The 25,486-nt window shown below is 65.1% G+C and carries 23 protein-coding genes; 10 read left to right on the plus strand and 13 right to left on the minus strand.

Annotated features, from left to right (window positions below):
• The first annotated feature begins 5 nt into the window (after window positions 1–5).
• Window positions 6–4,544, plus strand: coding sequence for a glutamate synthase large subunit (gene gltB, locus C4N9_RS01360; protein WP_109531490.1), 4,539 nt, complete (start codon window positions 6–8; stop codon window positions 4,542–4,544).
• Between the two features lie 91 nt (window positions 4,545–4,635).
• Here the strand turns inward: gltB and C4N9_RS01365 are convergent, their stop codons facing one another.
• Genes C4N9_RS01365 through C4N9_RS01390 form a run of 6 tightly spaced genes read right to left on the minus strand, consistent with a single transcriptional unit; the run spans window position 4,636 to window position 11,249 of the window.
• Window positions 4,636–5,823, minus strand: coding sequence for an ABC transporter substrate-binding protein (locus C4N9_RS01365; RefSeq protein ID WP_109531491.1), 1,188 nt, complete (start codon window positions 5,821–5,823; stop codon window positions 4,636–4,638).
• 43 nt (window positions 5,824–5,866) lie between these two features.
• On the minus strand, window positions 5,867–7,729 hold the full coding sequence (locus tag C4N9_RS01370; protein ID WP_425440789.1) for an AMP-dependent synthetase/ligase: 1,863 nt from the start codon (window positions 7,727–7,729) through the stop codon (window positions 5,867–5,869).
• Window positions 7,726–8,496 (minus strand): ABC transporter ATP-binding protein, encoded by a 771-nt coding sequence (locus tag C4N9_RS01375; protein ID WP_109531493.1) that lies wholly within the window; start codon window positions 8,494–8,496, stop codon window positions 7,726–7,728. Before C4N9_RS01375 ends, C4N9_RS01370 begins: the two co-directional genes overlap by 4 nt.
• Window positions 8,493–9,293: an ABC transporter ATP-binding protein gene (locus C4N9_RS01380; RefSeq protein WP_109531494.1), complete on the minus strand. Its 801-nt coding sequence runs from the start codon at window positions 9,291–9,293 to the stop codon at window positions 8,493–8,495. The genes C4N9_RS01375 and C4N9_RS01380 overlap by 4 nt, the downstream gene beginning before the upstream one ends.
• Window positions 9,290–10,369, minus strand: a complete 1,080-nt coding sequence (locus C4N9_RS01385) for a branched-chain amino acid ABC transporter permease (protein WP_109531495.1) — start codon at window positions 10,367–10,369, stop codon at window positions 9,290–9,292. Before C4N9_RS01385 ends, C4N9_RS01380 begins: the two co-directional genes overlap by 4 nt.
• Window positions 10,370–10,373: 4 nt before the next feature.
• Window positions 10,374–11,249, minus strand: coding sequence for a branched-chain amino acid ABC transporter permease (locus tag C4N9_RS01390; protein ID WP_109531496.1), 876 nt, complete (start codon window positions 11,247–11,249; stop codon window positions 10,374–10,376).
• A gap of 434 nt (window positions 11,250–11,683) precedes the next feature.
• Between C4N9_RS01390 and C4N9_RS01395 the strand changes: the two genes are divergently transcribed.
• Window positions 11,684–12,670 carry a transglutaminase domain-containing protein gene (locus C4N9_RS01395; RefSeq protein ID WP_168192080.1) on the plus strand — a complete coding sequence of 329 codons (987 nt, stop codon included), beginning with the start codon at window positions 11,684–11,686 and terminating at the stop codon, window positions 12,668–12,670.
• Complete coding sequence (locus C4N9_RS01400) at window positions 12,667–13,935, plus strand: phosphopantothenoylcysteine decarboxylase domain-containing protein (protein ID WP_109531498.1); 1,269 nt, start codon at window positions 12,667–12,669, stop codon at window positions 13,933–13,935. Before C4N9_RS01395 ends, C4N9_RS01400 begins: the two co-directional genes overlap by 4 nt.
• A gap of 65 nt (window positions 13,936–14,000) precedes the next feature.
• Here the strand turns inward: C4N9_RS01400 and C4N9_RS01405 are convergent, their stop codons facing one another.
• Together C4N9_RS01405 and C4N9_RS01410 are read right to left on the minus strand one after the other, a co-directional pair.
• On the minus strand, window positions 14,001–14,705 hold the full coding sequence (locus C4N9_RS01405; RefSeq protein ID WP_109531499.1) for a hypothetical protein: 705 nt from the start codon (window positions 14,703–14,705) through the stop codon (window positions 14,001–14,003).
• A complete protein-coding gene (locus tag C4N9_RS01410; protein ID WP_109531500.1) occupies window positions 14,683–14,973 on the minus strand; it encodes a hypothetical protein in 291 nt (96 codons plus the stop codon). Before C4N9_RS01410 ends, C4N9_RS01405 begins: the two co-directional genes overlap by 23 nt.
• A gap of 263 nt (window positions 14,974–15,236) precedes the next feature.
• Between C4N9_RS01410 and C4N9_RS01415 the strand changes: the two genes are divergently transcribed.
• The 3 genes from C4N9_RS01415 to C4N9_RS01425 all read left to right on the plus strand — a co-directional run bounded on the left by C4N9_RS01415 (window position 15,237) and on the right by C4N9_RS01425 (window position 17,989).
• On the plus strand, window positions 15,237–15,947 hold the full coding sequence (locus tag C4N9_RS01415) for a hypothetical protein (protein WP_146195101.1): 711 nt from the start codon (window positions 15,237–15,239) through the stop codon (window positions 15,945–15,947).
• Window positions 15,948–16,130: 183 nt separating this feature from the next.
• Window positions 16,131–16,763: a ribonuclease HII gene (locus C4N9_RS01420; RefSeq protein WP_109531502.1), complete on the plus strand. Its 633-nt coding sequence runs from the start codon at window positions 16,131–16,133 to the stop codon at window positions 16,761–16,763.
• A 116-nt stretch (window positions 16,764–16,879) separates the two neighbouring features.
• Window positions 16,880–17,989 (plus strand): site-specific DNA-methyltransferase, encoded by a 1,110-nt coding sequence (locus tag C4N9_RS01425; protein WP_109531503.1) that lies wholly within the window; start codon window positions 16,880–16,882, stop codon window positions 17,987–17,989.
• Window positions 17,990–18,121: 132 nt separating this feature from the next.
• On the opposite strand, the gene C4N9_RS21745 is transcribed toward C4N9_RS01425, so the two are convergent.
• The 5 genes from C4N9_RS21745 to C4N9_RS01445 form a co-directional block, all read right to left on the minus strand.
• A complete protein-coding gene (locus C4N9_RS21745; RefSeq protein WP_168192081.1) occupies window positions 18,122–18,286 on the minus strand; it encodes a hypothetical protein in 165 nt (54 codons plus the stop codon).
• An 8-nt stretch (window positions 18,287–18,294) separates the two neighbouring features.
• Window positions 18,295–19,065, minus strand: a complete 771-nt coding sequence (locus C4N9_RS01430; protein ID WP_109531504.1) for a FadR/GntR family transcriptional regulator — start codon at window positions 19,063–19,065, stop codon at window positions 18,295–18,297.
• 144 nt (window positions 19,066–19,209) lie between these two features.
• Window positions 19,210–19,836: a YiaD family glycine zipper/OmpA-like lipoprotein gene (locus tag C4N9_RS01435; RefSeq protein ID WP_109531505.1), complete on the minus strand. Its 627-nt coding sequence runs from the start codon at window positions 19,834–19,836 to the stop codon at window positions 19,210–19,212.
• A 127-nt stretch (window positions 19,837–19,963) separates the two neighbouring features.
• Window positions 19,964–20,806 carry a methylated-DNA--[protein]-cysteine S-methyltransferase gene (locus tag C4N9_RS01440; protein ID WP_109531741.1) on the minus strand — a complete coding sequence of 281 codons (843 nt, stop codon included), beginning with the start codon at window positions 20,804–20,806 and terminating at the stop codon, window positions 19,964–19,966.
• A 100-nt stretch (window positions 20,807–20,906) separates the two neighbouring features.
• Window positions 20,907–22,082, minus strand: a complete 1,176-nt coding sequence (locus tag C4N9_RS01445; RefSeq protein WP_109531506.1) for a 4Fe-4S double cluster binding domain-containing protein — start codon at window positions 22,080–22,082, stop codon at window positions 20,907–20,909.
• Between the two features lie 99 nt (window positions 22,083–22,181).
• On the opposite strand from C4N9_RS01445, the gene C4N9_RS01450 reads away from it, so the two are divergent.
• From C4N9_RS01450 to C4N9_RS01465, 4 genes are read left to right on the plus strand one after another with little or no spacing between them, the layout of a single operon-like run.
• The gene (locus C4N9_RS01450; protein WP_109531507.1) at window positions 22,182–23,399 is read left to right on the plus strand and encodes an MFS transporter; all 1,218 of its coding nucleotides are present in this window, start codon (window positions 22,182–22,184) and stop codon (window positions 23,397–23,399) included.
• Between the two features lie 38 nt (window positions 23,400–23,437).
• Window positions 23,438–24,082, plus strand: a complete 645-nt coding sequence (gene nth / locus C4N9_RS01455) for an endonuclease III (protein WP_109531508.1) — start codon at window positions 23,438–23,440, stop codon at window positions 24,080–24,082.
• Window positions 24,079–24,477, plus strand: coding sequence for a RidA family protein (locus C4N9_RS01460; RefSeq protein ID WP_109531509.1), 399 nt, complete (start codon window positions 24,079–24,081; stop codon window positions 24,475–24,477). Before nth ends, C4N9_RS01460 begins: the two co-directional genes overlap by 4 nt.
• A complete protein-coding gene (locus tag C4N9_RS01465; protein WP_109531510.1) occupies window positions 24,474–25,466 on the plus strand; it encodes an adenosine kinase in 993 nt (330 codons plus the stop codon). Before C4N9_RS01460 ends, C4N9_RS01465 begins: the two co-directional genes overlap by 4 nt.
• The last annotated feature ends 20 nt before the right edge of the window (window positions 25,467–25,486 follow it).

Consider the following 25,486-nt stretch of genomic DNA (forward strand, 5'->3'; position numbering starts at 1 on the left):
TTGCCATGACCGTCTATGACGAAAGCTGGGTCGCCGCCGAAGAGGCAAAGCGCCAGTGGATGGATGAGAACGGCCTTTACAAGGCCGATGACGAGCATGCCTCCTGTGGCGTGGGCCTTGTCGTGACGATCGACGGCAAGCCCTCGCGTCAGGTGGTGGTGAACGGGATCAACGCGCTGAAAGCGATCTGGCACCGCGGCGCGGTCGATGCCGACGGCAAGACGGGCGACGGCGCGGGTATCCATGTGCAGATCCCCGTCCCCTTCTTCTATGACCAGATCCGCCGCACCGGGCACGAGCCCGATCTGGACGCGCTGATCGCCGTGGGCCAGGTCTTCCTGCCGCGCACCGATTTCGGCGCGCAGGAACGCTGCCGCTCGATCGTCGAGACCGAAGTCCTGCGGATGGGGTATTACATCTACGGCTGGCGTCACGTGCCGGTCGATACCTCGGTGCTGGGCGAGAAAGCCAACGCGACGCGCCCCGAGATCGAACAGATCCTGATCCGCAACACCAAGGGCACCGACGAGGAAACCTTCGAGCGCGAGCTTTACGTCATCCGCCGCCGGATCGAGAAAGCCGCCGCCGACGCACAGATCCAGGGGATGTATCTGTGTTCGCTGAGCTGCCGCTCGGTGATCTACAAGGGCATGATGCTGGCCGAGCAGGTGGCCGAGTTCTACCCGGATCTGAAAGACGAGCGTTTCATCTCGTCCTTCGCGATCTATCACCAGCGCTATTCGACCAACACCTTCCCGCAATGGTGGCTGGCGCAGCCCTTCCGGATGCTCGCCCATAACGGCGAGATCAACACGCTCAAGGGCAACGTCAACTGGATGAAGTCGCACGAGATCCGCATGGCCTCGTCGGCCTTCGGCGACATGGCCGAGGATATCAAGCCGATCATCCCGGCGGGCACGTCCGATTCGGGCGCGCTGGACGCGGTGTTCGAGGTTCTGGTGCGCTCGGGCCGCTCGGCGCCGATGGCGAAAACCATGCTGGTCCCCGAAGCGTGGTCGAAAACCACGGTCGAGCTGCCGAAAGCGTGGCAGGACATGTATTCCTATTGCAACTCGGTGATGGAGCCGTGGGACGGCCCCGCCGCCCTGGCCATGACCGATGGCCGCTGGGTCTGCGCGGGTCTCGACCGCAACGGCCTGCGCCCGATGCGCTATGTCGTGACCGGCGACGGGATGCTGATCGCGGGGTCGGAAACCGGCATGGTTCCGACCGACGAGATGACCGTGCGCGAAAAGGGCGCGCTGGGTCCGGGGCAGATGATCGCCGTGGACATGAAAGATGGCAAACTTTACCGCGACGTCGCGCTGAAGGACCGCCTGTCGGCCAGCCAGCCCTTCGGCGAATGGATCGACAAGATCGTCGACCTGAACGCGCTGCTGCGGGACGTTCCCGAAAAGCCGATGTTCTCGGGCGAGGACCTGCGCCGCCGCCAGATCGCCGCCGGCTATTCGATGGAAGAGGTCGAGCAGATCCTCTCGCCGATGGCCGAGGACGGCAAGGAAGCCGTGGCCTCGATGGGGGATGACACGCCCTCGGCCGTGCTGTCGAAAATCTATCGCCCGCTCAGCCACTTCTTCCGCCAGAACTTCAGCCAGGTCACCAACCCGCCGATCGACAGCCTGCGCGAAAGCCGGGTGATGTCGCTGAAGACGCGGTTCGGCAACCTGAAGAACGTGCTGGACGAATCCAGCGCCCAGACCGAGATCCTGATGCTGGAATCGCCGTTCATCGCGAACGAGGAATTCCGCGTCATGGTCGAGCAATTCGGCGGCGGCGTGGCGGTGATCGACTGCACCTTCGACGATGATGGCGACGAGGACGCGCTGCGCAACGGGCTCGAGCGGATCCGCACCGAGGCCGAGGATGCCGTGCGCTCGGGGAATGCGCATATCGTGCTGACCGATGAAAAGCAGGGTCCCAGCCGGGTGCCGATGCCGATGATCCTGGCGACCTCGGCGGTTCATTCGTGGCTGACCCGCAAGGGCCTGCGGACCTTCACCTCGATCAACGTGCGCTCGGCCGAATGCGTCGATCCGCATTACTTCGCTGTGCTGATCGGCTGCGGCGCGACGACCGTGAATGCCTATCTGGCCGAGGACACCATCGCCGACCGGATCGACCGTGGCCTTCTGGAAGGCTCGCTGGTCGATGCCATGCGCCGTTACCGCGACGCGGTGGATGCGGGCCTGCTGAAGATCATGGCGAAGATGGGGATTTCGATCATCTCGTCCTATCGCGGTGGCCTGAACTTCGAGGCCGTCGGCCTGTCGCGCGCGCTGGTCGCCGATTACTTCCCCGGTATGCATAGCCGGATCTCGGGGATCGGTCTGCACGGGATCCAGATGAAGCTGGTCGAGGTCCATTCCAAGGGTTGGAAGATGCCCGTGGGCCCGCTGCCGGTGGGCGGCTTCTACAAGGCGCGGCGCTCGGGCGAAAAACACGCCTGGGAAGCGCAGACCATGCACCTGCTGCAATCGGCCTGCGACCGCGCGAGCTATGACATGTGGCGCAAATATACCGCTGCATTGCAGGCGAACCCGCCGATCCATCTGCGCGATCTGCTGGATTTCAAACCGCTGGGCCGGGCGATCCCGATCGAAGAGGTCGAATCGATCACCTCGATCCGCAAGCGCTTCGTCACGCCGGGCATGTCGCTGGGCGCGCTCTCGCCCGAGGCGCACCGCACGCTGTCCATCGCGATGAACCGCATCGGCGCCAAGTCGGATTCGGGCGAAGGCGGCGAAAGCCCCGACGATTTCACGCCCGAACCCAATGGCGACAACGCCTCGGCCAAGATCAAGCAGGTGGCTTCGGGCCGGTTCGGCGTGACCGCCGAATACCTGCTGCATTGCGAGGAACTGGAGATCAAGGTTGCCCAGGGCGCCAAGCCCGGCGAGGGCGGTCAGCTGCCCGGCATGAAGGTCACCGACCTGATCGCCAAGCTGCGCCACTCGACCAAGGGCGTCACGCTGATCTCGCCGCCGCCGCACCACGACATCTATTCGATCGAAGACCTCGCGCAGCTGATCTACGACCTCAAGCAGATCAACCCGCGCGCCAAGGTCACCGTGAAGCTGGTGGCGTCCTCGGGCGTCGGCACGATCGCGGCTGGCGTGGCCAAGGCCAAGGCCGACATCATCCTGATCTCGGGCCATAACGGCGGCACCGGGGCGTCGCCCGCGACCTCGATCAAGTATGCGGGCCTGCCGTGGGAGATGGGCTTGACCGAGGCGCATCAGGTTCTGGCGATGAACAACCTGCGCGACCGGGTGACGCTGCGCACCGATGGCGGTCTGCGCACGGGTCGCGACATCGTCATGGCGGCAATGCTGGGGGCCGAGGAGTACGGCATCGGCACCGCCGCGCTGATCGCCATGGGCTGCATCATGGTGCGTCAGTGCCAGTCGAACACCTGCCCGGTCGGCGTCTGCACGCAGAAAGAAGAGCTGCGCCAGAAGTTCACCGGCAACGCGGACAAGGTGGTCAATCTCATCACCTTCTACGCGCAGGAAGTGCGCGAGATCCTCGCCAGCCTCGGCGCCCGGTCGATTGACGAGATCATCGGCCGCGCCGACCTGCTCACGCAGGTCAGCCGGGGTGCCGCGCATCTGGACGATCTGGACCTGAACCCGATGCTGATCACCGTCGATGGCGCGCGCAAGATCCGCTACGACCGCGACAAGCCGCGCAACGCCGTGCCCGAGACGCTGGACAGCGAGATCATCCGCGACGCCGCCCGCTTCTTCGAAGAGGGCGAGAAGATGCAGCTCAGCTACGCGGTGCGCAACACGCACCGCACGGTGGGCACGCGCGCGGCCAGCCATATCGTCAAGAAATTCGGCATGAACAACAATCTTCAGGCCGACCACCTGACGGTGAAACTGGCCGGTTCCGCCGGTCAGTCGCTGGGCGCCTTCTCGGTCCGCGGCATGAAGATCGAGGTCTTCGGCGATGCCAACGACTATGTCGGCAAGGGCCTGTCGGGCGGGCTGATCGTGGTGCGTCCGCGGATGTCCTCGCCGCTGAAAGCGTCCGAGAACACGATCATCGGCAACACCGTGCTTTACGGCGCGACGGCGGGCACGCTGTTCGCGGCGGGTCGCGCGGGCGAGCGCTTCGCGGTGCGGAACTCGGGCGCCCGGGTGGTGATCGAAGGCTGCGGCTCGAACGGGTGCGAATACATGACCGGCGGTGTGGCCGTGATCCTGGGCTCGATCGGCGCGAACTTTGGCGCGGGCATGACCGGCGGCATGGCCTATGTCTATGACCCCGAGGGGCTGGCGGCGGACATGCTGAACATGGAAACGCTGGTGACCTGCCCGGTGACCGTCGACCATTGGGAGGCCGAGCTGAAGGGCCTGATCGAGCAGCACGTCGCCGAGACGGAAAGCGTGCGCGGCACCGAGATCCTGCGCCGCTGGGATATGGAGAAGTCGAACTTCATCCAGATCTGCCCGAAAGAGATGCTGGTGCATCTGTCGCATCCTCTGTCGGTCGAACCGGCCGCCATGCCGGCCGAGTGAGCCGCGGGCGGCTCGCCCCCGCCACGCATGGACCGCAAAAAAGGGGCCGCTTTCGCGGCCCCTTTCGCTTCCCGGCAAGGCCCGGTGGCGATCACTCGCCGGTCATGTCGACCGTTTCCATCGTATCGCCGTCGATCCGGGCGATCGTGTGCCACGCCCCGTCACCGACCTGGCTGATGAAGATGTCGTTCGATCCCTGGTGATCGGCGCCGTAGCTGACATGCGTGCCCAGAAGCGCGTCATCGAAATCGAGCGATTCCATCGCCGCCACGAAATTCTCCGTGGTCAGATCCGGCCCGGCCTCTTCCAGCGCCATCACGAGGTTCTGCGCCGCGGTGTAGCCCAGCATAGCGAAGCCGGACGCCGGCTGCTCGTAGCGCGCCTGATAGGCCTCGATGAACGCGGCGGGGGCTTCGTCATTCGCGCGGGCATAAAGATCCTGCCAGCCCGACGACGCATAAAGCCCGTCCGTCACGCCGCCCGGCACCATCGCCACCGGCTCGAGGAACCCGGCCGACGTGGTCAGGAACATCGCGTCTTCCCAGCCCAGCCGCTTGGCCGTGCCGACGACGGTGATCCCGGCGCGGACGCCCAGCGCCTGCGTGATGATCTGGCAGCCCGCGTCGCGCAGACGGCTGACGGCGCCGACGAAGTCCTGCTCGTCTGGACGGTGCGTGGTTTCGTCCACATAGTTCAGCCCCAGCCGCTCGGCCGCTTCGCGCGACGACAGCGCGATCTCTTCACCGAAATCGGTGGGCAGATACATCGAGCAGACATTGGTCGCGCCGGTTTCGGCATTCAGATACTCGATCCCCGCCTGCACCTGGTCGTAATAGCTGGAGAACGCGACGAAGTTCATGCCCGGCGGTTCGGGCAGGATGGCCCGCGCGGCGGTCAGCGGGCTGATATTGGGGACGCCGCGCCGCTCCATCAGCGGGTAATGCGCCAGGTTGTGCGGCGTGCCCAGATTGAGCAGCATCGCGAAGACGCCGTCGCGCTCGATCAGCTTGTTATAGGCCTGCGTGGCGCGCGGCAGCTGATAGCCGTGATCCTCGGTGATGTAGCGGATCTGGCGGCCATGCACGCCGCCATTGGCATTCACCTGCTCGAAGAACAGGTTGGCGCCGTTCACCGCCGGGGTCGACACCGCCGCGAACACGCCCGACAGGTCATGCGCGCCGCCGATCAGGATCTCGCTGTCGGTGACGCCACGGGTCTGCGCGCCCGCCGTGCCGGCCACGGCCATGATGGCGGCGGCGATCATCAGTTTGGTCTTCATGTCTTCCTCCCCTTTTCGGACCCGAGGGCCCTGTCTTGATGTTTCAATACATCGCGTCGATCAGCGCCTTGTGGCGCGTTTCGACGGTTGCGCGTTTCAGCTTCATCGTGGCCGTAAGCTCCTCATCCTCGGCTGTCAGAAGCACGTCGATCAGACGGAAATCCTTGATCTGCTCGACCCGCGCGAACTCCTTGTTGACCGCATCCACCTCGGCGCGGATCAGGTCCAGCACCTCGGGGGCGCGGCACAGCGACCGGAAATCGCTGAACGGCACCTTGTGGTCCTGGGCGTATTTCTCGACGTTTTCCTGGTCGATCATGATCAGGCAGGTCAGGTATTTGCGCCGGTCGCCGATGATCACCGCATCGCTGATGTAATGGCTGAATTTCAGACGGCTCTCGATCTCGGCGGGGGTGATGTTCTTGCCCCCGGCGGTGATGATGATGTCCTTGATCCGGCCGGTGATCGTCAGGAAGCCCTGATTGTCCAGCCGGCCGACATCGCCGGTCTTCAGCCAGCCGTCCTCGGTGAAAGCCTCGGCGGTCTTGTCGGGCTTGTTGAGATAACCCTTGAAGACGTTGAGCCCCTTGACCTGGATCTCGCCCTCGGACGAGATCCGCACCGCGACGCCTGGATTGGGGCGACCCACAGACCCTGTGGCATTGGATTCGGGCAGGTTGATGGTGGCCACGCCCGCCGTCTCGGACATGCCGAAGCCTTCGTAAAGCGGCACGCCGATCGCGTGATACCAGCGCAAAAGGTCGGGCGAGATGGGCGCGGCGCCGGTCAATCCGCGCTCGATCCGGTCCATGCCCAGCATCCGGCGCAGGTTCGACAGGACAAGGAAATCCCAGATCCGGTAACGCAACGCGACACCCGCGGGCACCGGCTTGTCGTCAAGCAGGCAATCCGCCCGCGCGCGCCCGGCCTTGATCGCCTGCCCGAAGGCCCAGCGACCCAGAGCGGTGGATTCCTGCGCCATGACCAGAACGCGCGAATAGATCTTTTCCCACACCCGCGGCACGGCAACGAAACCATGCGGCGAGATCTCGCGCAGATTGTCGAAGACGGTTTCCGGGCTTTCCGCGAAATTCACCGTCGAGGACACGATCAGCGGCGTGTAAAGCGACACGATCCGTTCCAGGATATGGCACAGGGGCAGGAAGCACAGTTGCTCGGCCCGCTTTTCGAATCCCAGCCCCGACAGCGAGCATTCCATCCCCGCCATGATGTTTTCCTGCGTCAGCATCACGCCTTTGGGCTGCCCGGTCGTACCCGAGGTATAGATCAGCACGCAGACATCCTCGGGCTTGGCCTTGTCGATCTCGGCGTTGAACACGGCCTCGTCGTCGTGACGGCGGCCCAGATCGTAGAGATCGTCAAGGAACAGGCATTTCTCATGCGCGAAGTCGTGCAGCCCCTCGGGGTCGAGGATGATGACCTTCTGCAAAGACGGCATCTGGTCGGCCACTTCCAGGAACTTGTCGAGCTGTTCGTCATTCTCGACGAACAGGAACTTCGTCGCGCTGTCATTGACCAGATAGGCAAGCTGCTGGGCGCTGTCGGTCGTGTAGACACCCGACGAGACCGCGCCCATGCATTGCGCGGCCATATCGATATACATCCACTCCTTGTTGTCCTCGGACAGGATGGAGATCACGTCGCCGCGCGCCAGCCCCAGCGCCCGCAGCCCCATGCCGATCAGCCGCGCATGCGTCAGGTAATCGGTCCAGCTATAGGCTTGCCAGATGCCCAGATCCTTTTCGCGATGCGCGGTGGCCAGCCCGTTTTCCTGACAGCGCGCACGCAACAGCGCGGGCACCGTCACATGGCCGTCGATGCGGACGGGCCGCTGCCCGGGCTCGGCATTGACGCGAACGCCCTTGAGAACCTTCTCGCCGCTCATCGCCATGTTTTCCTTTTCTTCCAACGCCTCTCGCCCCGCGCGCCCTCGTTCGCATGGCCCAGATAGAAGCTCTGAATATCCTCGGACGCCGCCAGCTTCGCGGCACTGTCGGCCATGACGATCCGGCCCAGCTCCATCACGTAGCCCTGATCGGCCAGATCCAGCGCGACGGCGGCATTCTGTTCGACCAGCATCATGGTGACGCCTTCGTCCTTGTTCAGACGCCGCAGGATGTCGAAAATTTCCTGCGTCAGAAGCGGCGACAGGCCCAGCGACGGCTCGTCCAGCAGCATGATCTTGGGCCGCAGCATCAACCCCCGTCCGATCGCGAGCATCTGTTGCTGACCGCCCGACAGCGTGCCCGCTTCCTGCTCGCGCCGCTCGGCAAGGATCGGGAAATAGCTGAACACCATGTCCCGGTCGCGCGCGATCTCGGCGCGGTCCGAGCGGGTATAGGCCCCGAGGCTGAGGTTTTCCTCGACCGTGAGCAGGGGGAAGACCTCGCGCCCCTCGGGGACCTGCACGATGCCGCGCCGCACCACCTGATGCGGCTCGCGGCCCTGAATCGGGTCGCCTTCGAACAGGATCTGCCCCTTTTCCGGGTCCATGATCCCGGAAATGGTCTTCAGCAGGGTCGTCTTGCCCGCGCCATTGGCGCCCAGCACGGTGACGACCTGTCCCTTCTGCACCTCCAGGCTGACGCCGCGAATGGCCATGATCGGCCCGTAGAAGGTTTCAAGGTTCTTGACTTCAAGAAGCGCGCTCATACCCGCTCTCCCTGCGCATTCGCGGTCTTCGATACGGCCGAGGTGCCGAGGTAAGCCTCGATCACCGCCGGATGCGACTGAACCTCGGCGGGCGTGCCTTCGGCCAGCTTGGCCCCGTCGGCCAGCGCCAGCACCCGGTCGCAGACCTTGGAGACCAGCCCCATGTCATGCTCGACCATCAGCACCGTGATGCCCATCTGGCGGCGGATGTCGTCGATCCACCAGCGCATGTCCTGCGTTTCCTCGACCGACAGGCCCGATGCCGGTTCGTCCAGCAACAGAAGCCGCGGCTTCGTCGCCAGCGCACGCGCCAGTTCCACCACCTTGCGCACGCCGTAGGGCAGCCCGGCGATCATCTTGTCGCGGTAGACCTGCAGATCGAGGAAATCGATCACCTCCTCGACCGCATGCCTGTGCTCGCGCTCTTCCGCCCGGATCCGCCCGGCAAAGAACAATTGTTCGGGCAAGGTCGACCGGCGGTGACGATGCCGTCCGACCAGCAGGTTCTGCAGCACCGTCGCGCGTTCGAACAGCTCGATATTCTGGAAGGTCCGGGCGATGCCCAGATTGGCGATCTCATGCGCGCGGTGATTGAGCAGGTCCTCGCCATCGAACCGGATCGAGCCCCGAACCGGGCGGTAGAACCGCGAGATCATGTTGAAGACCGTCGATTTCCCCGCGCCATTGGGGCCGACCAGCGCGAAGACCTCGCCCTCGTTCACGGACATCGACAGGTTGTTCACCGCCGTGACGCCGCCGAATTTCAGCGTGACGCCGTCGAGTTCCAAAAGGCTCATCTCAGGCGCTCCGTCTTCAGATAGGTTTTCTGGCGACGGAACATGTCGCGGCGGGCGAAGGGGAACAGCTCAAGCCATGTGCGGATCTTCAGCCAGCGTCCGTACAGGCCCATCGGCTCGAACAGGATGAAGGCGATCAGGATCATGCCGAACACGCCGGTCTCCAGCCCGGGGATCGAGGCCGAGCCCAGATTGTCGGTCAGGATCGACAGGAATTGCGGCAGGAAGGCGATGACGATCGCACCCAGAAACGCGCCGTGGATAAAGCCCAGCCCGCCGATGATGATCATCATCAGAAGCTGGATCGCGATCAGGAAGTTGAAGGTTTCGTTGTTGAAGGCGCCCGCGAACAGGCCCATCAGCGCCCCGCCAAGGCCCGCAAAGGCACAGGACAGGCCGAAAGCCAGCGTCTTGGTGCGCGCCACATCGACGCCCATCGCCTGCGCCGAAATCTCGGAATCCCGCACGGCGGCAAAGGCCCGGCCCAGCGGCGAGCGCAGCAGGTTGCGATAGAGCAGCGCGACGAAGATCGACGTGCCCAGCGCAAGGTAATACCAGGTCTCGGGCGCGGCCCAGCGGTTGATCTCGATCCCGAAGATCTCGATCACCGGGGCGAAATAGCCGTTCACGCCCCCGGTCCAGGGTTCAAGGATCACGATCAGGTCGTCTGCCAGAATGGCCAGCGCCAGCGTGAAGATCGCCAGATAGACACCGTGCAGTTTCAGCGCCGGAATGGCGATGATCGCGCCGATGATGCCGGTCACGATCCCGGCCAGCAGGAACGCGGCCAGAAACGGCAGTCCCAGCTCCATGAAATTGACGCAGCTGTAGCAGCCCAGCGCCATGAAGGCCGAATGCCCGAGGCTCACCTGTCCCGTCTGCCCGGTCAGCAGCATCAGGCCAAGGCCCGCCACCGCCCAGATCAGCACGTTGGTGACTTCGCCCAGATAAAAGCCGTCGATCAGCCACGGCAGCACCAGCATCAGAAGCAACAGCGCCACGTAAAGCGAGAAGTTCCACCAGTCGGGGAACAGCCGGATGTCCTGATCGTAGGATGTCTTGAAGTGAAAGCGCATGGGATCAGACCTTCTTGACGCGGACTTGTGCGAACAGCCCGTGCGGCCGGAATACCAGCACGAAGATGAGAATCGCGTAGGGGGCGATCTGCGAATAGCCGGTCGGCAGATAGCGCGCGGCGAAAGGCTCGATCACGCCGACGATCAGCCCGCCCATCAGCGCGCCCGGCAGGCTGCCGAACCCGCCGATCACCGCCGCCGCAAAGGCCTTGATGCCGATGAACCCGGCCGAGATGTCGAGCGTCCCTTTCGACCCGTAGAGGATCCCCGCCACGCAGGCGACGATCCCCGCCAGCGCCCAGACCGCGCCCTGAACCCGCTTCACCGGAATGCCCATGTAATAGGCGGCCATCTGGTTCTGCGACGCCGCCTGCATGGCCAGTCCCAGCTTCGTGCGCTGAAAGAACTGCCACAGGGCAAGGGTCATCAGCAGCGTGACGACGATCACCGCGATATCGGCGAGCGACAGCACCACCCCGCCGAATCGCACATCGCCCAGCGCCAGCGGGGAATGCAGGTTCTGCGGCTCGTGGCCCCAGATCACCCCCGCGACGAAACGGATCACGAATCCCAGCGAGATCGTCAGGATCACCACCGCCGTCTGGCTTTGCCCGAACATGAACCGCAGGACGGTCAGGTCCAGCAGATAGCCCAGCGCGCCCATGATGATCAGCGCGATCGGCACCGCCAGCCAGAAGTTCAGCCCCATGAAATGGGGGTTCACCAGCCCCACCATGACGAAAGCGCCGAGCATCATGAAATCGCCCTGCGCGAAATTCACGGCTTCGGTCGCCTTGTAGATCAGCACGAATCCCAAGGCGACGAGGCCGTAGACACAGCCGTTGGCGAGCCCGCTCAACAGCAGTTGCAACACATCCATGGATGGTCCTCCCAGACCCGCGCCGTCTCGACCCGGCGTTGATCGCCGGTGCCGGCCTCCTTCGGCGCGTCGTCTCAGGATTGACGGAAGATCGGGGCATTTCAACTACAGAAAGCCATTCTCTGACGAAAATTTGCAGATCCCTGCCGCGACGGAAGCCATCGGGCCGGTGCATTCTGCAACGCGGCATGTTGCATTCTGTGAGTCATTTCAGAAGTTTGTTTCCCTCATAGAAACATTCTTCTTCTTGTGCGTGCATTCTGGCGTTAATCTAGCGCTGTGATCGCATTCATTCAGGTTGCCAGTTTTGGATGGGTGCGGGGCGAAAGCAAAAAACGTCGAGACTATTGGGGGTTCACATGCAGGTAGCTGCTTTCGACAAGTACAACTCTGAATTGCTGAATATGTTTTCGGATTCTACCCTCGGGCTTTTCATGCCCGGACGGGAGGCGGAACTGTTCAGCTTCGGAACAATCGATTACCTTGATGCGGGCGACATCTTGCCCGCGAAAACCGAGTCACCGCTTCATGTTGTGCTCGATGGGCGCCTTGCGGGGACGTCGGGCTGGTTCGGTCCGGGCAACCATTTCGGGACACCGGAAAGCGAATTGCAGGCGCTGGACCGCCCTGCGCGCGTCTGGGTAGTGGATACGACCACCCTGCCGATGGATCTGCGGCGCGGCATGACGAAGGCGCTGATTGCCTCGGACATGGCCGAAGCGGCGGCCAAACCGGCCGACGAACTGCCCGAGGCTGATTCGCTTTGCGATGCCGATCACCCGGAAATTCGTCGTCAGGCCGCACGGTTGCGCCGCGCCTCGCCCGCCAGCACGGCCGAGGCGATCCTGAAATTCGTGCACGGTTTCCCCTATCGCTTCGGCGCCTGGCAGGAACGCGCCTCGGACACGCTCAAGCGTGGCGTCGGCATGTGTACGACCAAGACCAATCTTCAGGTCGCGCTGATGCGCGCCGCCGGGCTGGAAGCGGGCTTTGTCGAAGTGCCGATGCCGACCTCGGTTCTGGGCAAGCTGATGCCGTCGAGCTGGCTGGCCCTGCAACGCCCGACCGTGCGTCACTACTTCGCCGCGGTGAAGCTGAACGGCGTGTGGCATGGCGCGGATTCGTCCTACGACTACGCCAGCTACCGCATCTTCCTGGAAATGTTTCCGTGGATGGCGCATCGCGAAGAGCCGGTCCTGACCGAGGGCGCGCCTTATATTCCCTGCCTCGAGATCCAGCACAAGGACCTGTTCGACATCACCGTCGTCGACTCGATCGCCGGGGAAATGGGCAAGAAAAGCCGGTTCGAAACCCGCCATTTCGAAGCGCTCAACACCCATGTCGATCGCGCGCGCGGTGTGCACCAGCGCTGGCTGGGTTCGACCGCCGAGGCCGTCGCCGGCAACGGGGTCAGCGCATGAGTCTATACGACTGGGACTTCAGCGCCCCGACGCCGTCGTCGATGGGCGACCACGACGTGCCGCGCGCCTCGGACCGGCTGGCGGGCAAACGCATTGCGCTGCTCGTGACCGGCGGGATCGCGGCGATGAAGACCCCCGAACTGGCGCGCGGTCTGCGCCGGCACGGGGCCAGCGTCACCGCTTTCGCCAGCGAGGACGCGCTGAACTACGTCGCCCGCGAGGCGCTGGAATGGGCCACGCTGGGTCCGGTCGTGACCGGACTGACCTGGCGTGCCGAGCATCTCAGCGATGGGCAGCCTTTCGATGCCTACCTTGTTGCCCCGGCAACTCATTCGACCATCGCCAAGATGGCGCACGGGATCGGCGACACCGTCGTCACCTCGACGCTGATCTCGGCCCTGGGCCGGATGGAACAGGGACGCGCGAAGGTGCTGATTGCGCCGACGATGCACGGCACGATGCACAACGCCCAGCTTGTCGACAATGCGCGCAGGCTGGCGGCGCAGGGCGTGCACCTGATCGCGCCCCGTGACGCCTATGGCAAGCACAACCTGCCCGAGACCGAGCTTCTGTGCATCGCCGTGGGCCGTGCGCTGAGCGAGTCGCCGCTGCAGGGCCGCCGGATCATGGTCACGGCGGGCCCGACCCCGGTACCGATCGACGGCGTGCGCCGCATCGTCAACCGTTTCCGGGGCCGTCTGGGCGCGCAGCTGGCCGAAGAGCTGGTCTGGCGCGGGGCCGAGGCCGAGCTCATCCTTGGCGACGGCGCCTGGCGTCCGAAAACGCCGATGCCGATCACCGTCACCCGCACCTTCGACGAGTACCGGGATACCGTCGTTTCGCGCGTGAAATCCGGGCTCTGGGCGGGCGTGTTCTCGGCCGGGGTGGCGGATTACCGGCCCCGGCAGGCGGTCACCGGCAAGATCGCCTCGGGTCAGGCCAGCCTGACGCTGGATCTGGAACCCACCGAGAAGGTGATCGACCTTGCGATGAACGCCGATACGCGGATGCACACGGTCGCGTTCAAGTATCTCGAGGGCGTTTCCGAGGAAGAGCTGATCCGCGTCGCGTCGAAACGGCTGGACCGTGCCGGGCTGGTCGTCGCCACGCGCGGCGAGGATACGCGCGGCACCGATCAGCGCGCGCTGATGGTGACATCCGAGGGCGTGACGCCCGTCGATGACAAGCGCGCCATCGCGCGGGCGATCTCGGACTACCTCGAGGGGCTGGTCGACAGCCCGGCGATGCTGAACGCCGCCGAGTAAGCCACCGGGACAACGCGAAAGGGCGGCCGGGGATTCCGGCCGCTCTTTTCGTATGCTCCCGCGGCTCAGATCATGCGGATCACGTCCTTTTCGACGGCCAGCATGTAACCCTGACGCGGGATGTTGCGCACCAGCAATTCGCTGACCATCTGGTTGCCCAGCGAATCCCGCAGCCGCTTGATCCGCGTGGCGCCTGCCGCTTCCTCGCAATCCGCCTCCTTGCGGCCCGAGATCACCGATTCCAGCGACGCGCCCGACATCATCTCGTCATCCATCCGCGCCTCGGCCAGCACCGCCAGCGCCTCGACCGCGGCCTCGGTCAGGTTGAACTCCATGTCGTTGATATAGACCTTGCGCTCACCCCGGCTGATGACCAGAGACGATACCTGAATGCCGGTCTTCTGCACCTCAGCCAGCTTTCGGTTCAGCCCGATCAGCACCAGAACCAGAACCAGCGACGTGATCAGAAGCAGGCTGGCGAAGACGATCAGCACGAAGATCACGCCGCGATAGCTGACCAGCACCTCGGTAAAGGTGGTGCCCGACTGAGCCAGGATCTCCAGGAGCCGCAGCTCGGCATTGCCGGTCAGGTCGGCGTTGTCGTTGAAGATCTGCAGCACCCGCGCGTTGAACTCGTTCGTGTCGGGCAGGTTGATGAACAAAAGAACCGCCGCCAGTGCTAGGATTAGCACGATGGCAGCGATCCCCAGAACGATCGCGCGCGAGCCCGCGCGCGTCAGGCTGGTTTCAGAAGCGGAGGTAGTGGCCATTCGTGTAACCCGAATTTCCCGGAGCGGCGTTCGAGTTAACTGTGGACACAATATTCGACAAGGTCCAGCCGGAGCGGCCCAGCGCGTTGCGCAGATAATCGGCGGCAGCCTGCGCATTGCAGGCCCCGCCGCGGATCTCGGCCACGCCAAAGGCAAGCTGGACGGGGTTCTGCCGCTGCGCCCGATACTCGGCATAGCAGGCGGCCTGCGCGGGCGCTGCAAGCGCCGTAAGCGTGGCGGCGGTGAGAATCAGGGAACGGAAGGTCATGGCGGTCTCGGGCTTTTATGGAGCGGATACCTGCCGACCATGCGCATCCCGGCCCCGCTATGCAATATCGGCCCCCGGAAAGGCGCGTTTTCGCCGACGTTATCCGATAACCACCCCCCGATATTGCCTCTCACGACCGGCTTGCGCAGGCTGAGTCCATGACGGTCCACACGCGCGCCGCGTGTCTTGCGGGTTCAGACGCCCGTTGCCGACGCATCGTGCCACCGACATTCCGCGTAACCGACATCCTGAAAGGTCTTGTCATGACATCCCTCTCTCGCAATCCCTCGGCCGGGATGCGCGCGTTGCCGCAGCGACTGACCATGCTGGTGGCTGCCGCCGCACTCCTGCTCGCCGGTCTGGGCGCTACCGCGCGTCCGGCCAAGGCCGATGCCGACGACATCCTGCGCTTTCTTGCCGGGGCCATCGTCGTCGGCGCCATCGTCAACGCCATCGACGACAACCACACGCCGCAATATTACGGCCGCTGGGCGCTGCCGAATTCGTGCCTGGAAACCATCCGCGTCAACCATCGCAATGTGCAATCCTACAATGCCCGCTGCCTGCGCCGCGCGGGTTATCAGGGCCTGCCCGGCCGTTGCAGCTACGAGTTCCGGCTGCGGGGCGGCCATGTCCGGCGCGGCTATATCGCCGAATGCCTCTACGAGGCCGGCTATCGCGGTCAGGGCGGCTATTATTCCTCGCCGCCGCGCTACCAGCCGCCCTATTCCCCGCCGATCCAGGCCCAGCCGCCCCGCGTCTCGCCGCCCTATCACGGCCAGCCGCAGGTGCGCGGCAACCTGCCCAACCGCTGCCTGATGTCTTATCGTCAGAACGGGCGCAGCGTGCAGGGCTACTGGGCCAACTGCCTGCGCAACGCGGGCTACAACAACCTGCCGGGTCGCTGCCGCGTCACCGCGACGAACGGCGACCGGATCTTCAACGCCACCTGCCTGCGGCAGTCCGGCTATTGAGTCACCGTCCCGGTTGCGGTGCGACCTCGTATTTCACCGCAATTCCTTTCGAACGGCATCGCGGCCGGGACGCGTGAGCCGGGGAAACCCGGAGAAAGGGGGCAGGCCTTGGGCTTGCCCCCTTTTGCCCCGCAAAGGGGCGCCGCGACTTGCCTGATCGCGCGCGGCGTGGTTTCTCGGGTCATGACCCTGACACTGACCAGAACCGCCCGCCCGCTGCCCGACCTGTCGCTTGAAACCGCGCTCGGCGTGCCCTTGGTGGCAGGCGTCGACGAGGTGGGGCGCGGACCGCTGGCCGGGCCGGTAACGGCGGCGGCGGTGATCCTGGACCCGGCGCGGCTGCCCGCGGGGATCGACGATTCAAAGCGCCTGCGCGAACCCGCCCGCCTGCGGCTCGCCGAAGAGATCCGCGTCAACGCCGTTGCCTGGGCCGTGGCCCATGCCAGCGTCGACGAAATCGACACGCTCAATATCCTGCAGGCCAGCCACCTGGCGATGCTGCGCGCGCTGTCGGCCCTGCAGCCCGTGGCAACCCATGCGCTCATCGACGGCAACCGCCTGCCGCGCGACCTGACGATCCCCGCGCAATGCGTGGTGAAGGGCGACAGCCTCAGCCTGTCGATCGCCGCCGCATCCATCCTGGCCAAGGTCGAGCGCGATGCGATCATGTCTGAACTTTCGCTCACAAACCCTGGATATGGCTGGGAAAAGAACGCGGGCTACCCCTCGCCCGCGCACCTGAAGGCGCTGCAGGAGAGGGGGGTAACCCCGCATCATAGGCGCTCTTTCGCCCCCGTCCGCAAGATGTTGTGTTAAGAACGCAAAATAAGGGACTGATTCAGAAAGGGAATTGACGCGGACTCCAACTTGAATCATCTTAAGTCCATCGGAGCGCCACCAAACAAAAAACCGGCGCCCGGAATGAGGCAGTGATGGCAATGAAGACCCGGGCGACGGTGGCCGAAAGGCTCCCGCTCGACCAGATACTTGCGGGCGATTGCATTGAAATGATGAACAGCCTGCCGGAAGGCAGCGTTGATCTGATCTTTGCGGATCCGCCCTATAACCTCCAACTCAAGGGGGCTCTCCACCGGCCGGACAATTCGGCTGTGGACGCGGTGACCGACCATTGGGACCAGTTCGCAAGCTTCGCGGCTTACGACAAGTTCACCCGCCAATGGCTGAACGCGGCGCGCCGGCTTCTGAAGCCGGACGGGGCGATCTGGGTTATCGGCAGTTACCATAACATCTTCCGCGTCGGAACCGCGTTGCAGGACGCCGGGTTCTGGGTGCTCAACGATGTCGTCTGGCGCAAGTCCAACCCGATGCCCAACTTCAAGGGCAAGCGGCTGACCAACGCGCATGAGACGATGATCTGGGCGTCCAAGGCGGAAGCGTCGAAATACACCTTCAATTACGAGGCGCTCAAGGCGCTCAACGAAGGTGTGCAGATGCGCTCGGACTGGGTGCTGCCGATCTGTACGGGCCATGAGCGCCTGAAGGATCACAACGGCGACAAGGTCCACCCGACGCAGAAGCCCGAAAGCCTGCTGCATCGCGTGCTGATCGGCACCACCAATCCCGGCGATGTCGTGCTGGACCCGTTCTTCGGCACCGGCACCACCGGCGCCGTGGCGAAGATGCTGGGCCGTCACTTCATCGGCATCGAGCGCGAGGAAGGCTACCGCAAGGCGGCTTTGAAACGGCTCGACAAGGTGCGCAGGCTCGACGCCTCGGCGCTCGAGATCTCGACCTCGAAACGCGCCGAACCGCGCGTGCCCTTCGGCCAGCTGGTCGAGCGCGGGATGCTGCGTCCGGGCGAGGTTCTTCTGTCACCGCGCGGCAAGCCCGCGAAGGTGCGCGCCGACGGCTCGCTGGTCTCGGAAGCGCATCGCGGCTCGATCCATCAGGTCGGCGCCGCACTGGAAGGCGCGCCTTCGTGCAACGGCTGGACCTATTGGCAGTTCAAGCGCGACGGGCAGCTGATCCCCATCGATATCCTGCGCCAGCAGATCCGGTCCGAAATGGCCCGAAACGGCTGACGCATCAACAGTTTACCGCCAGCGTCCGTGCTTCCGCGCATGGACGCCACTTTCCCCCGTCCTTCGTGGCGGGGGCTTTTTTTATCAGATAGCGCGGCGCGGGATCGGTCAAGCGATTCCGGCGCGTCCTTTTCAATCGGCCTGCTGGTTTTTCTCGGCCGCTTTCTTCATCCGTTCGATCAGCGCCGTCTTGTCGGCATCGCCGCCCAGCTTCCCTTTCGGATGCTCGTTCACCGTCTTGTTGCGCGGATGTTTCCCCGGCGCGCCACGGCCCCCGGATTTGCTGTAATCAGGCATTTGGTCGCTTACTCCCGCGCCAGTTCGTGTTGGTACCGCAGCCGCGCGACATCCTCGTTGCGATCCGCGCGCCGCAATTCGCCGAGCGTCTGCTCGACCTTGTTCATATGCGCCTCGGCGGCCTGCCGGGCGGCCTGGGGATCGCGCGCCTGGATGGCCGCGTTGATCGCCCGGTGCTGTTCCAGCAGCAGATCCCGCGTCGAACGCTGGCGGAACATCTGCTGGCGGTTGTAGAAAACGCCGGCCTTCAGCAAGTCGAACATCACCCGCATCGTGTGCAGCATGATGATGTTGTGGCTTGCCTCGATGATGGCGAGGTGGAATTCCGCGTCGAGCTCGGCCTCGTCGGCCGGGTTACGCTTCAGATGCGCGGCTTCCATCTTTCGGAACACGGTGTCAATCACCTTCAGATCGGTATCCGATCCGAACCGCGCCGCGCGGTCGGCGCACATGCCTTCAAGGTCGCGCCGGAAGCTGACGTAATCGACCACCGCCTCTTCATGCGTGGCGAACAGCTTGATCAGCGCCTCGGAAAAGGCCGAGCCCAGCATGTCGGCCACGAACACGCCCGACCCGGCGCGGCTGACCAGCAGACCGCGCTCCTGCAGGTCGGCGATCGCCTCGCGCAGCGACGGACGGCTGACGCCCATACGCTCGGCCAGCTCGCGCTCGGACGGCAGACGCTCGCCGGGGCGCAGCAGGCCGCGCAGGATCAGAAGCTCGATCTGGCGAACGACCCCGCGTGAGAGCTTTTCTTGTTGGACCGGCTGAAACGGCATCTTCCCCCCCTGATTGGTCAAAAGATATGACCGCACCTGCCGCCGGGCAACTGGCTGCGCCGAAAACCGGACAGAATAATCGGGGGCCGGACAACGCGGCCCGGCCCCCGAAATCGACGTGTTGTAAGGTCTGGCCCGGACAGCTCAGTTCGGACGGATCGTCAGCACCACCCGGCGGTTCTGCGCCCGGCCCGTCGCGGTCTCGTTCGAGGCCACCGGCTGGCTTTCGCCCATGCCGCGGGTCTGCACGCGCTGCGCGGGCACGCCGGCCGAGATCAGCACGCCGGCCACCGCATCGGCGCGGCGCAGCGACAGCGCCTGGTTATAGGCGTCCGAACCGGTCGAGTCGGTATGGCCGGTGACGAAGAGCATGCTCAGCGGGTAGCTGTTGATGTTCTGCGCGACGGCGCGCAGATTGGTCTGCAGATCCGGACGCACGGCCGAGCTGTCGGTGGCGAACAGGATATCCTGCGACATCGTCACGACGATTTCCTGGCCGGTGTTGACGACCTGCGCGTTCGATCCCAGCGAGGCCTGAAGCTCGGCCGCCTGCCGGTCCATATGCGCCCCGATCATGCCGCCCGCGATAGCCCCAAGCCCGGCGCCGATCGCCGCGTCGCCCCGGTCGCCGACCATGGAGCCCAGAAGACCGCCCACGGCGGCGCCGGTCAGCGCGCCGGTGCCGGCGCGATAGGGATCGCCGGTCGAGGTGGTGCAGGCGGCCATCAGGGCCAGCGCGGACATCGCCGCCATCGCCTTCGTTGCGGTCATGGAAATCTCCTTTAAGTCCTTGGGGACAAAACTGTCGGAGCGCAGAATATCCAAAGCCTTGCAGCGCGGACAGTGGCCTTGTTGCACCGCCCGCGTCACGATCGATTGATCGGCGGATTGCTGCCCGCTAGGCCGCGTCTTCGCGCGCGGCCTCCCAGGCCAGCATCGCCCGCTTCACCGGCAGGCCCCAGTGATAGCCTGTCAGCGCGCCCGACTTGGCGATCGCACGGTGACACGGGATGAGCCAGCTGATCGGGTTGCGCCCCACCGCCGCGCCAACCGCCCGGTTCGCCTTTGGGCTGCCGATGGCACGGGCGATCTCGGAATAGGTCGTGACATGCCCCGAGGGGATCGTCAGCAACGCCTCCCAGACCTTGATCTGGAACGGCGCGCCGATCAGGTAGAGCGGCGTCTCGCGCAGCCCGCCCTCATGGCCGAAGGCGGTATCCACCCAAGGCTTCAGCCGCATCGGATCCTCGACATAATCGGCCTTGGGCCAGCGGCGCACCAGATCGGCAAAGGCAGCCTCGGCCCCCATTTCGGCGGCGAAACCCATGCCGCACAGGCCCTTGTCCGTCCCCATCACAAGCGCCGCGCCGAACGGGCTGTCGAACCAGCCCCAATAGATCCGCAGACCCGCGCCGCCCCGCGCGTAATCGCCCGGCGTCATCGCCTCCCAGCGCAGGAACAGGTCATGCAGCCGCCCGGGACCCGACAACCCGGCCTCGTGCGCCGCCTCCAGCACGGTGAAGCGCTCGGCCAGCAGGCTGCGCGCATGCCCCAGCGCCAGATATTGCTGATAGCGCTTGGGCGACACGCCCACCCATTGCGTGAAGACGCGCTGGAAATGCGCCGCCGACATGCCCAGCCGCCCGGACAAGTCCTCCAACGCCACGCGCTCGCCGCCCGCCGCATCGATCTCGGCAATCGCGCGCGCCATGACGCCGTAATGATATCTGCCTTCGTCCATCACCCCGTCCATCCCGCGCCCCTTCATTCTGCCGGAAATACTCACCTTCGGGGGCATCCTATCCACCGGCGCGCGGGCTCTCGACCCGGAACCTGCGCATTCACGCGCCCCACCAGTCGCGGGGTTTCATCCGCTTGGCGCGCCCGGACCGGTCGTCGAGCCACAGGGCCAGCCGCCGGAGCGGCGACAGCGCCAGTGTCAGCCACAGCCGGTTGCGGCGCTTCGAAAAGTCCCGGTTGAAGGGGCAGACCCGCAGGCAGATCGCGCAATCCGAAGCCAGCTTCGCCCAGTAACCGAAGCATTTCTCGGCATCCGAGGTCCATTTCACCACGCCCCTGATCGCACTGCGTCCCGGCCTCCGGTCCGAGGGCGCATCGAAGGGCAGCGCCTTGACCGGGCAGGCATCGGCGCAGCGGGTGCAGATATCGCAGACCGCCTTCACGCCCAATGGTTTCGGCGCGTCGTGGGTCAGGGGCAGGTTGGTGAAGATCTTGGAGAACCGCAGCCGCGGGCCGAATTCGGGCGTGATCACGAGCTGGTTGCGCGCGTATTCGCCCAAGCCCGCCTTCACCGCATAGGGGATCACCAGGCCGGTATCGTTCATCGAGGCCACGGCCTCGTATCCCAAGTTGCGGATGAAGGCCGCGAGCTGCATGATGATCGCCGCTTCATGGCTGTATTCCCGCCCCGTCGCCGCGCCCGCCAGCGCCGAGGGATAGGTCTGCACCAGCGGCTGGTCCATCTGGTGGCCCAGCACGATCACCGAGGTCATACCGGGCGGCAGATCCACCGGCGCCTCGCTGAAATCGCGGGTATCGACCTGCGTTTCATAGATCCAGCGCGGATCGAAAGCGGTGATCCCGCACAGATCGGCCCCGAAGAAGGCCGCCACGCGCTTGATCTCCCCCGCCATCCGCGCCGGGTCGTCCACCGCCACCTGCACCGGGGCCATGGGCGTGTCCGCGCGGATCGGGGCCTGAAATCCCTCGCGCACCCCCTCGCCCGCCGAGCGGTTCGAGACGATGTCGCTGACCAGCCAGGCCGCGTTTCTCAGCGCGAAATCCTTTTGCTGGAACCCCTCGCCCTTTCGCGGCGTCGCGTCGATGCGGTAGCTGGCGAAGAACGCATCGGTCTGTTTCGAGCGCACCGACGGGTCCCAGAACGCCCGCGTGAATACGTCGTCGCGCTGGCGGAAGCGTTCGAACGCATCGGTGACGACGATCCCCGCCGCCGCATCCAGCGGGTCGGGCGGGTGGTTATGGCCGGGCTGTGTCATGGCGCCACGCTACGCCCCGGGCCTGAGCGCTGTCAAAGCCTCTGGACGCAATGCCCCGCCCGCGCCATGGTGACGCACAGACGCTTTTCCGGCCCCCCCATGTCCCTGCTCATTTCCTTCGCGGCTCTGTTCGTCTCGGTCTTCCTGCTGCAGATGGGACTGGGCGGCGTGGTGCCGCTGGATGCGCTGTCGGGCACCGAGCTGGGCTTCAGCGCCGAACAGATCGGCGCGATGGGCTCGGCGCATTTCCTGGGCTTCTTCGTGGGTTGCTGGTGGGCGCCCCGGCTGATGGGCAGCGTGGGGCATTCCCGCGCCTTCGCCGCCTTCGCCGCCGCTGGCACGACCGGCATCCTCGCGCATATGATGTGGGTCGATCCCTGGGCCTGGTCGGCGATGCGGATGCTGTCGGGGCTGGCCGTCGCGGGCTGCTACACGATCATCGAGGCCTGGCTGCAATCCAAGGTCACCAATGCCACGCGCGGGCGGGCGATGGCGGTCTACCGGATGGTCGACGTGACCGGCAATCTGGGCGCGCAGGTGATGATCGCCTTCCTGACCCCCGCCGCCTATGTCAGCTACAACCTGCTGGCGCTGTTCATGTGCTTTGCGCTGTTCCCGCTGCTTCTGACGCGGGTCGAGGCCCCGCCGGCCGGCGCCGCGCCCCGGCTGAGGCCGATGATGGCGTGGCGCAAATCGCCGCTCGGCGCGGTGGGTGTCGTGGTCTCGGGCGTGACCGGCGCGGCCTTCCGCATGGTCGGCCCGCTTTTCGGCATCGCCGTGGGGCTCGAGGCCGACCGCATCGCGCTGTTCCTGTCGGCCTATGTGCTGGGCGGCGCCTTCGCCCAGTTCCCGATGGGCTGGATCGCCGACAAATACGACCGGCGGCTGGTGCTGATCTGGATCTCGGCGGCGTCCATCCTGGGATGCGCCGGCATGGTCGCGGGGGCGCAGGGGAACATCGTCACGATCTTCCTGGCCGCCGGATTCTTCGGCTTCACCACCTTCCCGATCTATTCGATATCGACCGCGCACGCCCATGACTTCGCCGAGCAGCACGAGCGCGTCGAACTCAGCGCCGCGCAGATGTTTCTTTATGCCGTCGGCGCCATCGCCTCGCCGGTCATCGCCTCGGCGCTCATCGGCGCGTTCGGCCCGGCCTCGATGTTCGCCTTCATCGCGCTGGCGCATGTGCTGCTGATCGTCTTCGGGCTGGTGCGGATGCGCGTCGGCCGCACGCCCGATCACCACACACCCTATGTTTACACGCCGCGCACATCCTTCCTGATCGGACGTCTGCTCAGGCGCCGGGACGAGTAAGGCTTGCGCCCGCCTGCCCGGCATTGCAAGGAACCCTCATGGCCGCGCAACTCGACTATCTCACGCTCAAGGAAATCTTCCGCAGGTTTCACGAGGTCGAACCCGAACCCAAGGGCGAACTCGACCACACCAACGCCTATACGCTGGTCGTGGCGGTGGCGCTGTCGGCGCAGGCCACGGATGTCGGCGTGAACAAGGCCACGAAAGCGCTGTTCAAGATCGCCGACACGCCCGAAAAGATGCTGGCCCTCGGCGAAGAAGGGCTGATCGAGCATATCAAGACCATCGGCCTTTACCGCAACAAGGCCAAGAACGTGATCAAGCTGTCGCGCATCCTGGTCGAGCAATATGGCGGCGAGGTGCCGTCCTCCCGCGCGGCGCTGCAATCGTTGCCCGGCGTCGGACGCAAGACCGCCAATGTGGTGCTGAACATGTGGTGGGGTGTGCCCGCGCAGGCGGTCGACACGCATATCTTCCGCATCGGCAACCGCACCGGCATCTGCCCTGGCAAGGATGTCGACGCGGTGGAACGCGCGATCGAGGACAACATCCCCGCCGAGTACCAGCACCACGCCCATCACTGGCTCATCCTGCATGGCCGCTATGTCTGCAAGGCGCGCAAACCGAATTGTCCCGCCTGCCTGATCCGTGACCTCTGCCCCTTCGACGAGAAAACCCTATGACCCGTACCAATGTCTCCTCCGGCTCGTATCTCGAACCGATCATCGGCTTCAGCCGCGCCGTCCGCATCGGACAGCATGTCTCGATCGCCGGTACCGCACCGATCGCCGTGGGCGGCGGCACGCATGGCGTGGGCGACATGGCCGCGCAGATGCGCCGCTGCCTGGAAATCAGCCTTGCCGCGCTGGCCGATGCGGGCGCGCGCCCCGAACACGTGATCCGCTCGCGCATCATCGTCACCGATATCGCCCGCTGGGAAGAGGCCGCGCGCGTCCACGGCGAAGTCTTCGGCGAGATCCGCCCCGCCTGCACCGTGATGGCGGTCAGCGGCTTCGTCGATCCCGACTGGCTGGTCGAAACCGAAATGGACGCGATCATCCCGGAGGCAGGGCAATGAGCAAAACCTATCAGGTCGCCGGCATCGGCAACGCCATCGTCGATGTGATCTCGACCGTGGACGACCACTTTCTGGACCATATGGGCATCCGGAAAGGCATCATGCAGCTGATCGAACGCGAACGCGCCGAAACCCTGTTCGGCGCGATGCGCGACCGGCAGGAAGCGTCGGGCGGGTCGGTGTGCAACACCATCGCGGGCGTCGGCGCGCTGGGCCTGAAAACCGCGCTGGTGGGTCGGGTGCGCGACGACAGCCTCGGTCGGTTCTTCGCGCAGGATACCGAACGCACCGGCACCGCCTTCGTCAACCCGCCGGTCAAGGGGGGCGAGCTGCCGACCTCGCGCTCGATGATCTTCGTGACGCCCGATGGCGAGCGGTCGATGAACACCTATCTGGGCATCTCGTCCGAAGTGGGCCCCGACGATGTCGACGACGCGGTCATGGCCGATACCGAGATCGTGTTCCTCGAAGGCTACCTGTTCGACAAGGACAAGGGAAAGGAAGCGTTCCTCAAAGCCGCGCGCGCCTGCCACAAGGGCGGCGGCCGGGTCGGCATCGCCCTGTCCGATCCGTTCTGCGTCGACCGTCACCGCGCCGATTTCCGCCGCCTTGTCGCCGACGAAATGGATTACGTCATCGGCAATGAAAAGGAATGGACCTCGCTCTATCAGGTCAACGACCTGGACGAGGCGCTGGCGCTCGCCGCCCGGGATTGCGGCATCGTCGTCTGCACCCGCTCGGGCGATCCCGTGGTGGTGATCAAGGACGGCCATCGGGTCGAAGCCCCGGTCAACACGCGGATCCCGGTCGATGCGACGGGCGCGGGCGACCAGTTCGCGGCGGGGTTTCTCTACGGGCTGGTCACCGGGCGGTCGATGGAAACCTGCGGGCGCATGGGCAACATCGCCGCGGCCGAGGTGATCGGCCATATCGGCGCCCGACCCCGCGCCGACATACACGCATTGTTCAAGGCCGAGGGGCTGGTCTGACCTTGCAGCAGGCCGGGCAC

This window comes from Pararhodobacter marinus (assembly GCF_003122215.1).
Taxonomy (GTDB): domain Bacteria; phylum Pseudomonadota; class Alphaproteobacteria; order Rhodobacterales; family Rhodobacteraceae; genus Pararhodobacter; species Pararhodobacter marinus.

Coding starts and splice junctions, on each gene's coding strand:
- C4N9_RS01410 (WP_109531500.1), bottom strand. CDS start 14,973: ATGACCTTCCGTTCCCTGATTCTCACCGCCGCCACGCTTACGGCGCTT.
- C4N9_RS01460 (WP_109531509.1), top strand. CDS start 24,079: ATGACCCGTACCAATGTCTCCTCCGGCTCGTATCTCGAACCGATCATC.
- C4N9_RS01465 (WP_109531510.1), top strand. CDS start 24,474: ATGAGCAAAACCTATCAGGTCGCCGGCATCGGCAACGCCATCGTCGAT.
- C4N9_RS01370 (WP_425440789.1), bottom strand. CDS start 7,729: ATGAGCGGCGAGAAGGTTCTCAAGGGCGTTCGCGTCAATGCCGAGCCC.
- C4N9_RS01385 (WP_109531495.1), bottom strand. CDS start 10,369: ATGCGCTTTCACTTCAAGACATCCTACGATCAGGACATCCGGCTGTTC.
- C4N9_RS01390 (WP_109531496.1), bottom strand. CDS start 11,249: ATGGATGTGTTGCAACTGCTGTTGAGCGGGCTCGCCAACGGCTGTGTC.
- C4N9_RS01445 (WP_109531506.1), bottom strand. CDS start 22,082: ATGACACAGCCCGGCCATAACCACCCGCCCGACCCGCTGGATGCGGCG.
- C4N9_RS01415 (WP_146195101.1), top strand. CDS start 15,237: ATGACATCCCTCTCTCGCAATCCCTCGGCCGGGATGCGCGCGTTGCCG.
- C4N9_RS01405 (WP_109531499.1), bottom strand. CDS start 14,705: ATGGCCACTACCTCCGCTTCTGAAACCAGCCTGACGCGCGCGGGCTCG.
- C4N9_RS01395 (WP_168192080.1), top strand. CDS start 11,684: ATGCCCGGACGGGAGGCGGAACTGTTCAGCTTCGGAACAATCGATTAC.
- nth (WP_109531508.1), top strand. CDS start 23,438: ATGGCCGCGCAACTCGACTATCTCACGCTCAAGGAAATCTTCCGCAGG.
- C4N9_RS01430 (WP_109531504.1), bottom strand. CDS start 19,065: ATGCCGTTTCAGCCGGTCCAACAAGAAAAGCTCTCACGCGGGGTCGTT.
- C4N9_RS01440 (WP_109531741.1), bottom strand. CDS start 20,806: ATGGACGAAGGCAGATATCATTACGGCGTCATGGCGCGCGCGATTGCC.
- C4N9_RS01400 (WP_109531498.1), top strand. CDS start 12,667: ATGAGTCTATACGACTGGGACTTCAGCGCCCCGACGCCGTCGTCGATG.
- gltB (WP_109531490.1), top strand. CDS start 6: ATGACCGTCTATGACGAAAGCTGGGTCGCCGCCGAAGAGGCAAAGCGC.
- C4N9_RS01420 (WP_109531502.1), top strand. CDS start 16,131: ATGACCCTGACACTGACCAGAACCGCCCGCCCGCTGCCCGACCTGTCG.
- C4N9_RS01365 (WP_109531491.1), bottom strand. CDS start 5,823: ATGAAGACCAAACTGATGATCGCCGCCGCCATCATGGCCGTGGCCGGC.
- C4N9_RS01375 (WP_109531493.1), bottom strand. CDS start 8,496: ATGAGCGCGCTTCTTGAAGTCAAGAACCTTGAAACCTTCTACGGGCCG.
- C4N9_RS01425 (WP_109531503.1), top strand. CDS start 16,880: ATGGCAATGAAGACCCGGGCGACGGTGGCCGAAAGGCTCCCGCTCGAC.
- C4N9_RS01380 (WP_109531494.1), bottom strand. CDS start 9,293: ATGAGCCTTTTGGAACTCGACGGCGTCACGCTGAAATTCGGCGGCGTC.
- C4N9_RS01435 (WP_109531505.1), bottom strand. CDS start 19,836: ATGACCGCAACGAAGGCGATGGCGGCGATGTCCGCGCTGGCCCTGATG.
- C4N9_RS01450 (WP_109531507.1), top strand. CDS start 22,182: ATGTCCCTGCTCATTTCCTTCGCGGCTCTGTTCGTCTCGGTCTTCCTG.
- C4N9_RS21745 (WP_168192081.1), bottom strand. CDS start 18,286: ATGCCTGATTACAGCAAATCCGGGGGCCGTGGCGCGCCGGGGAAACAT.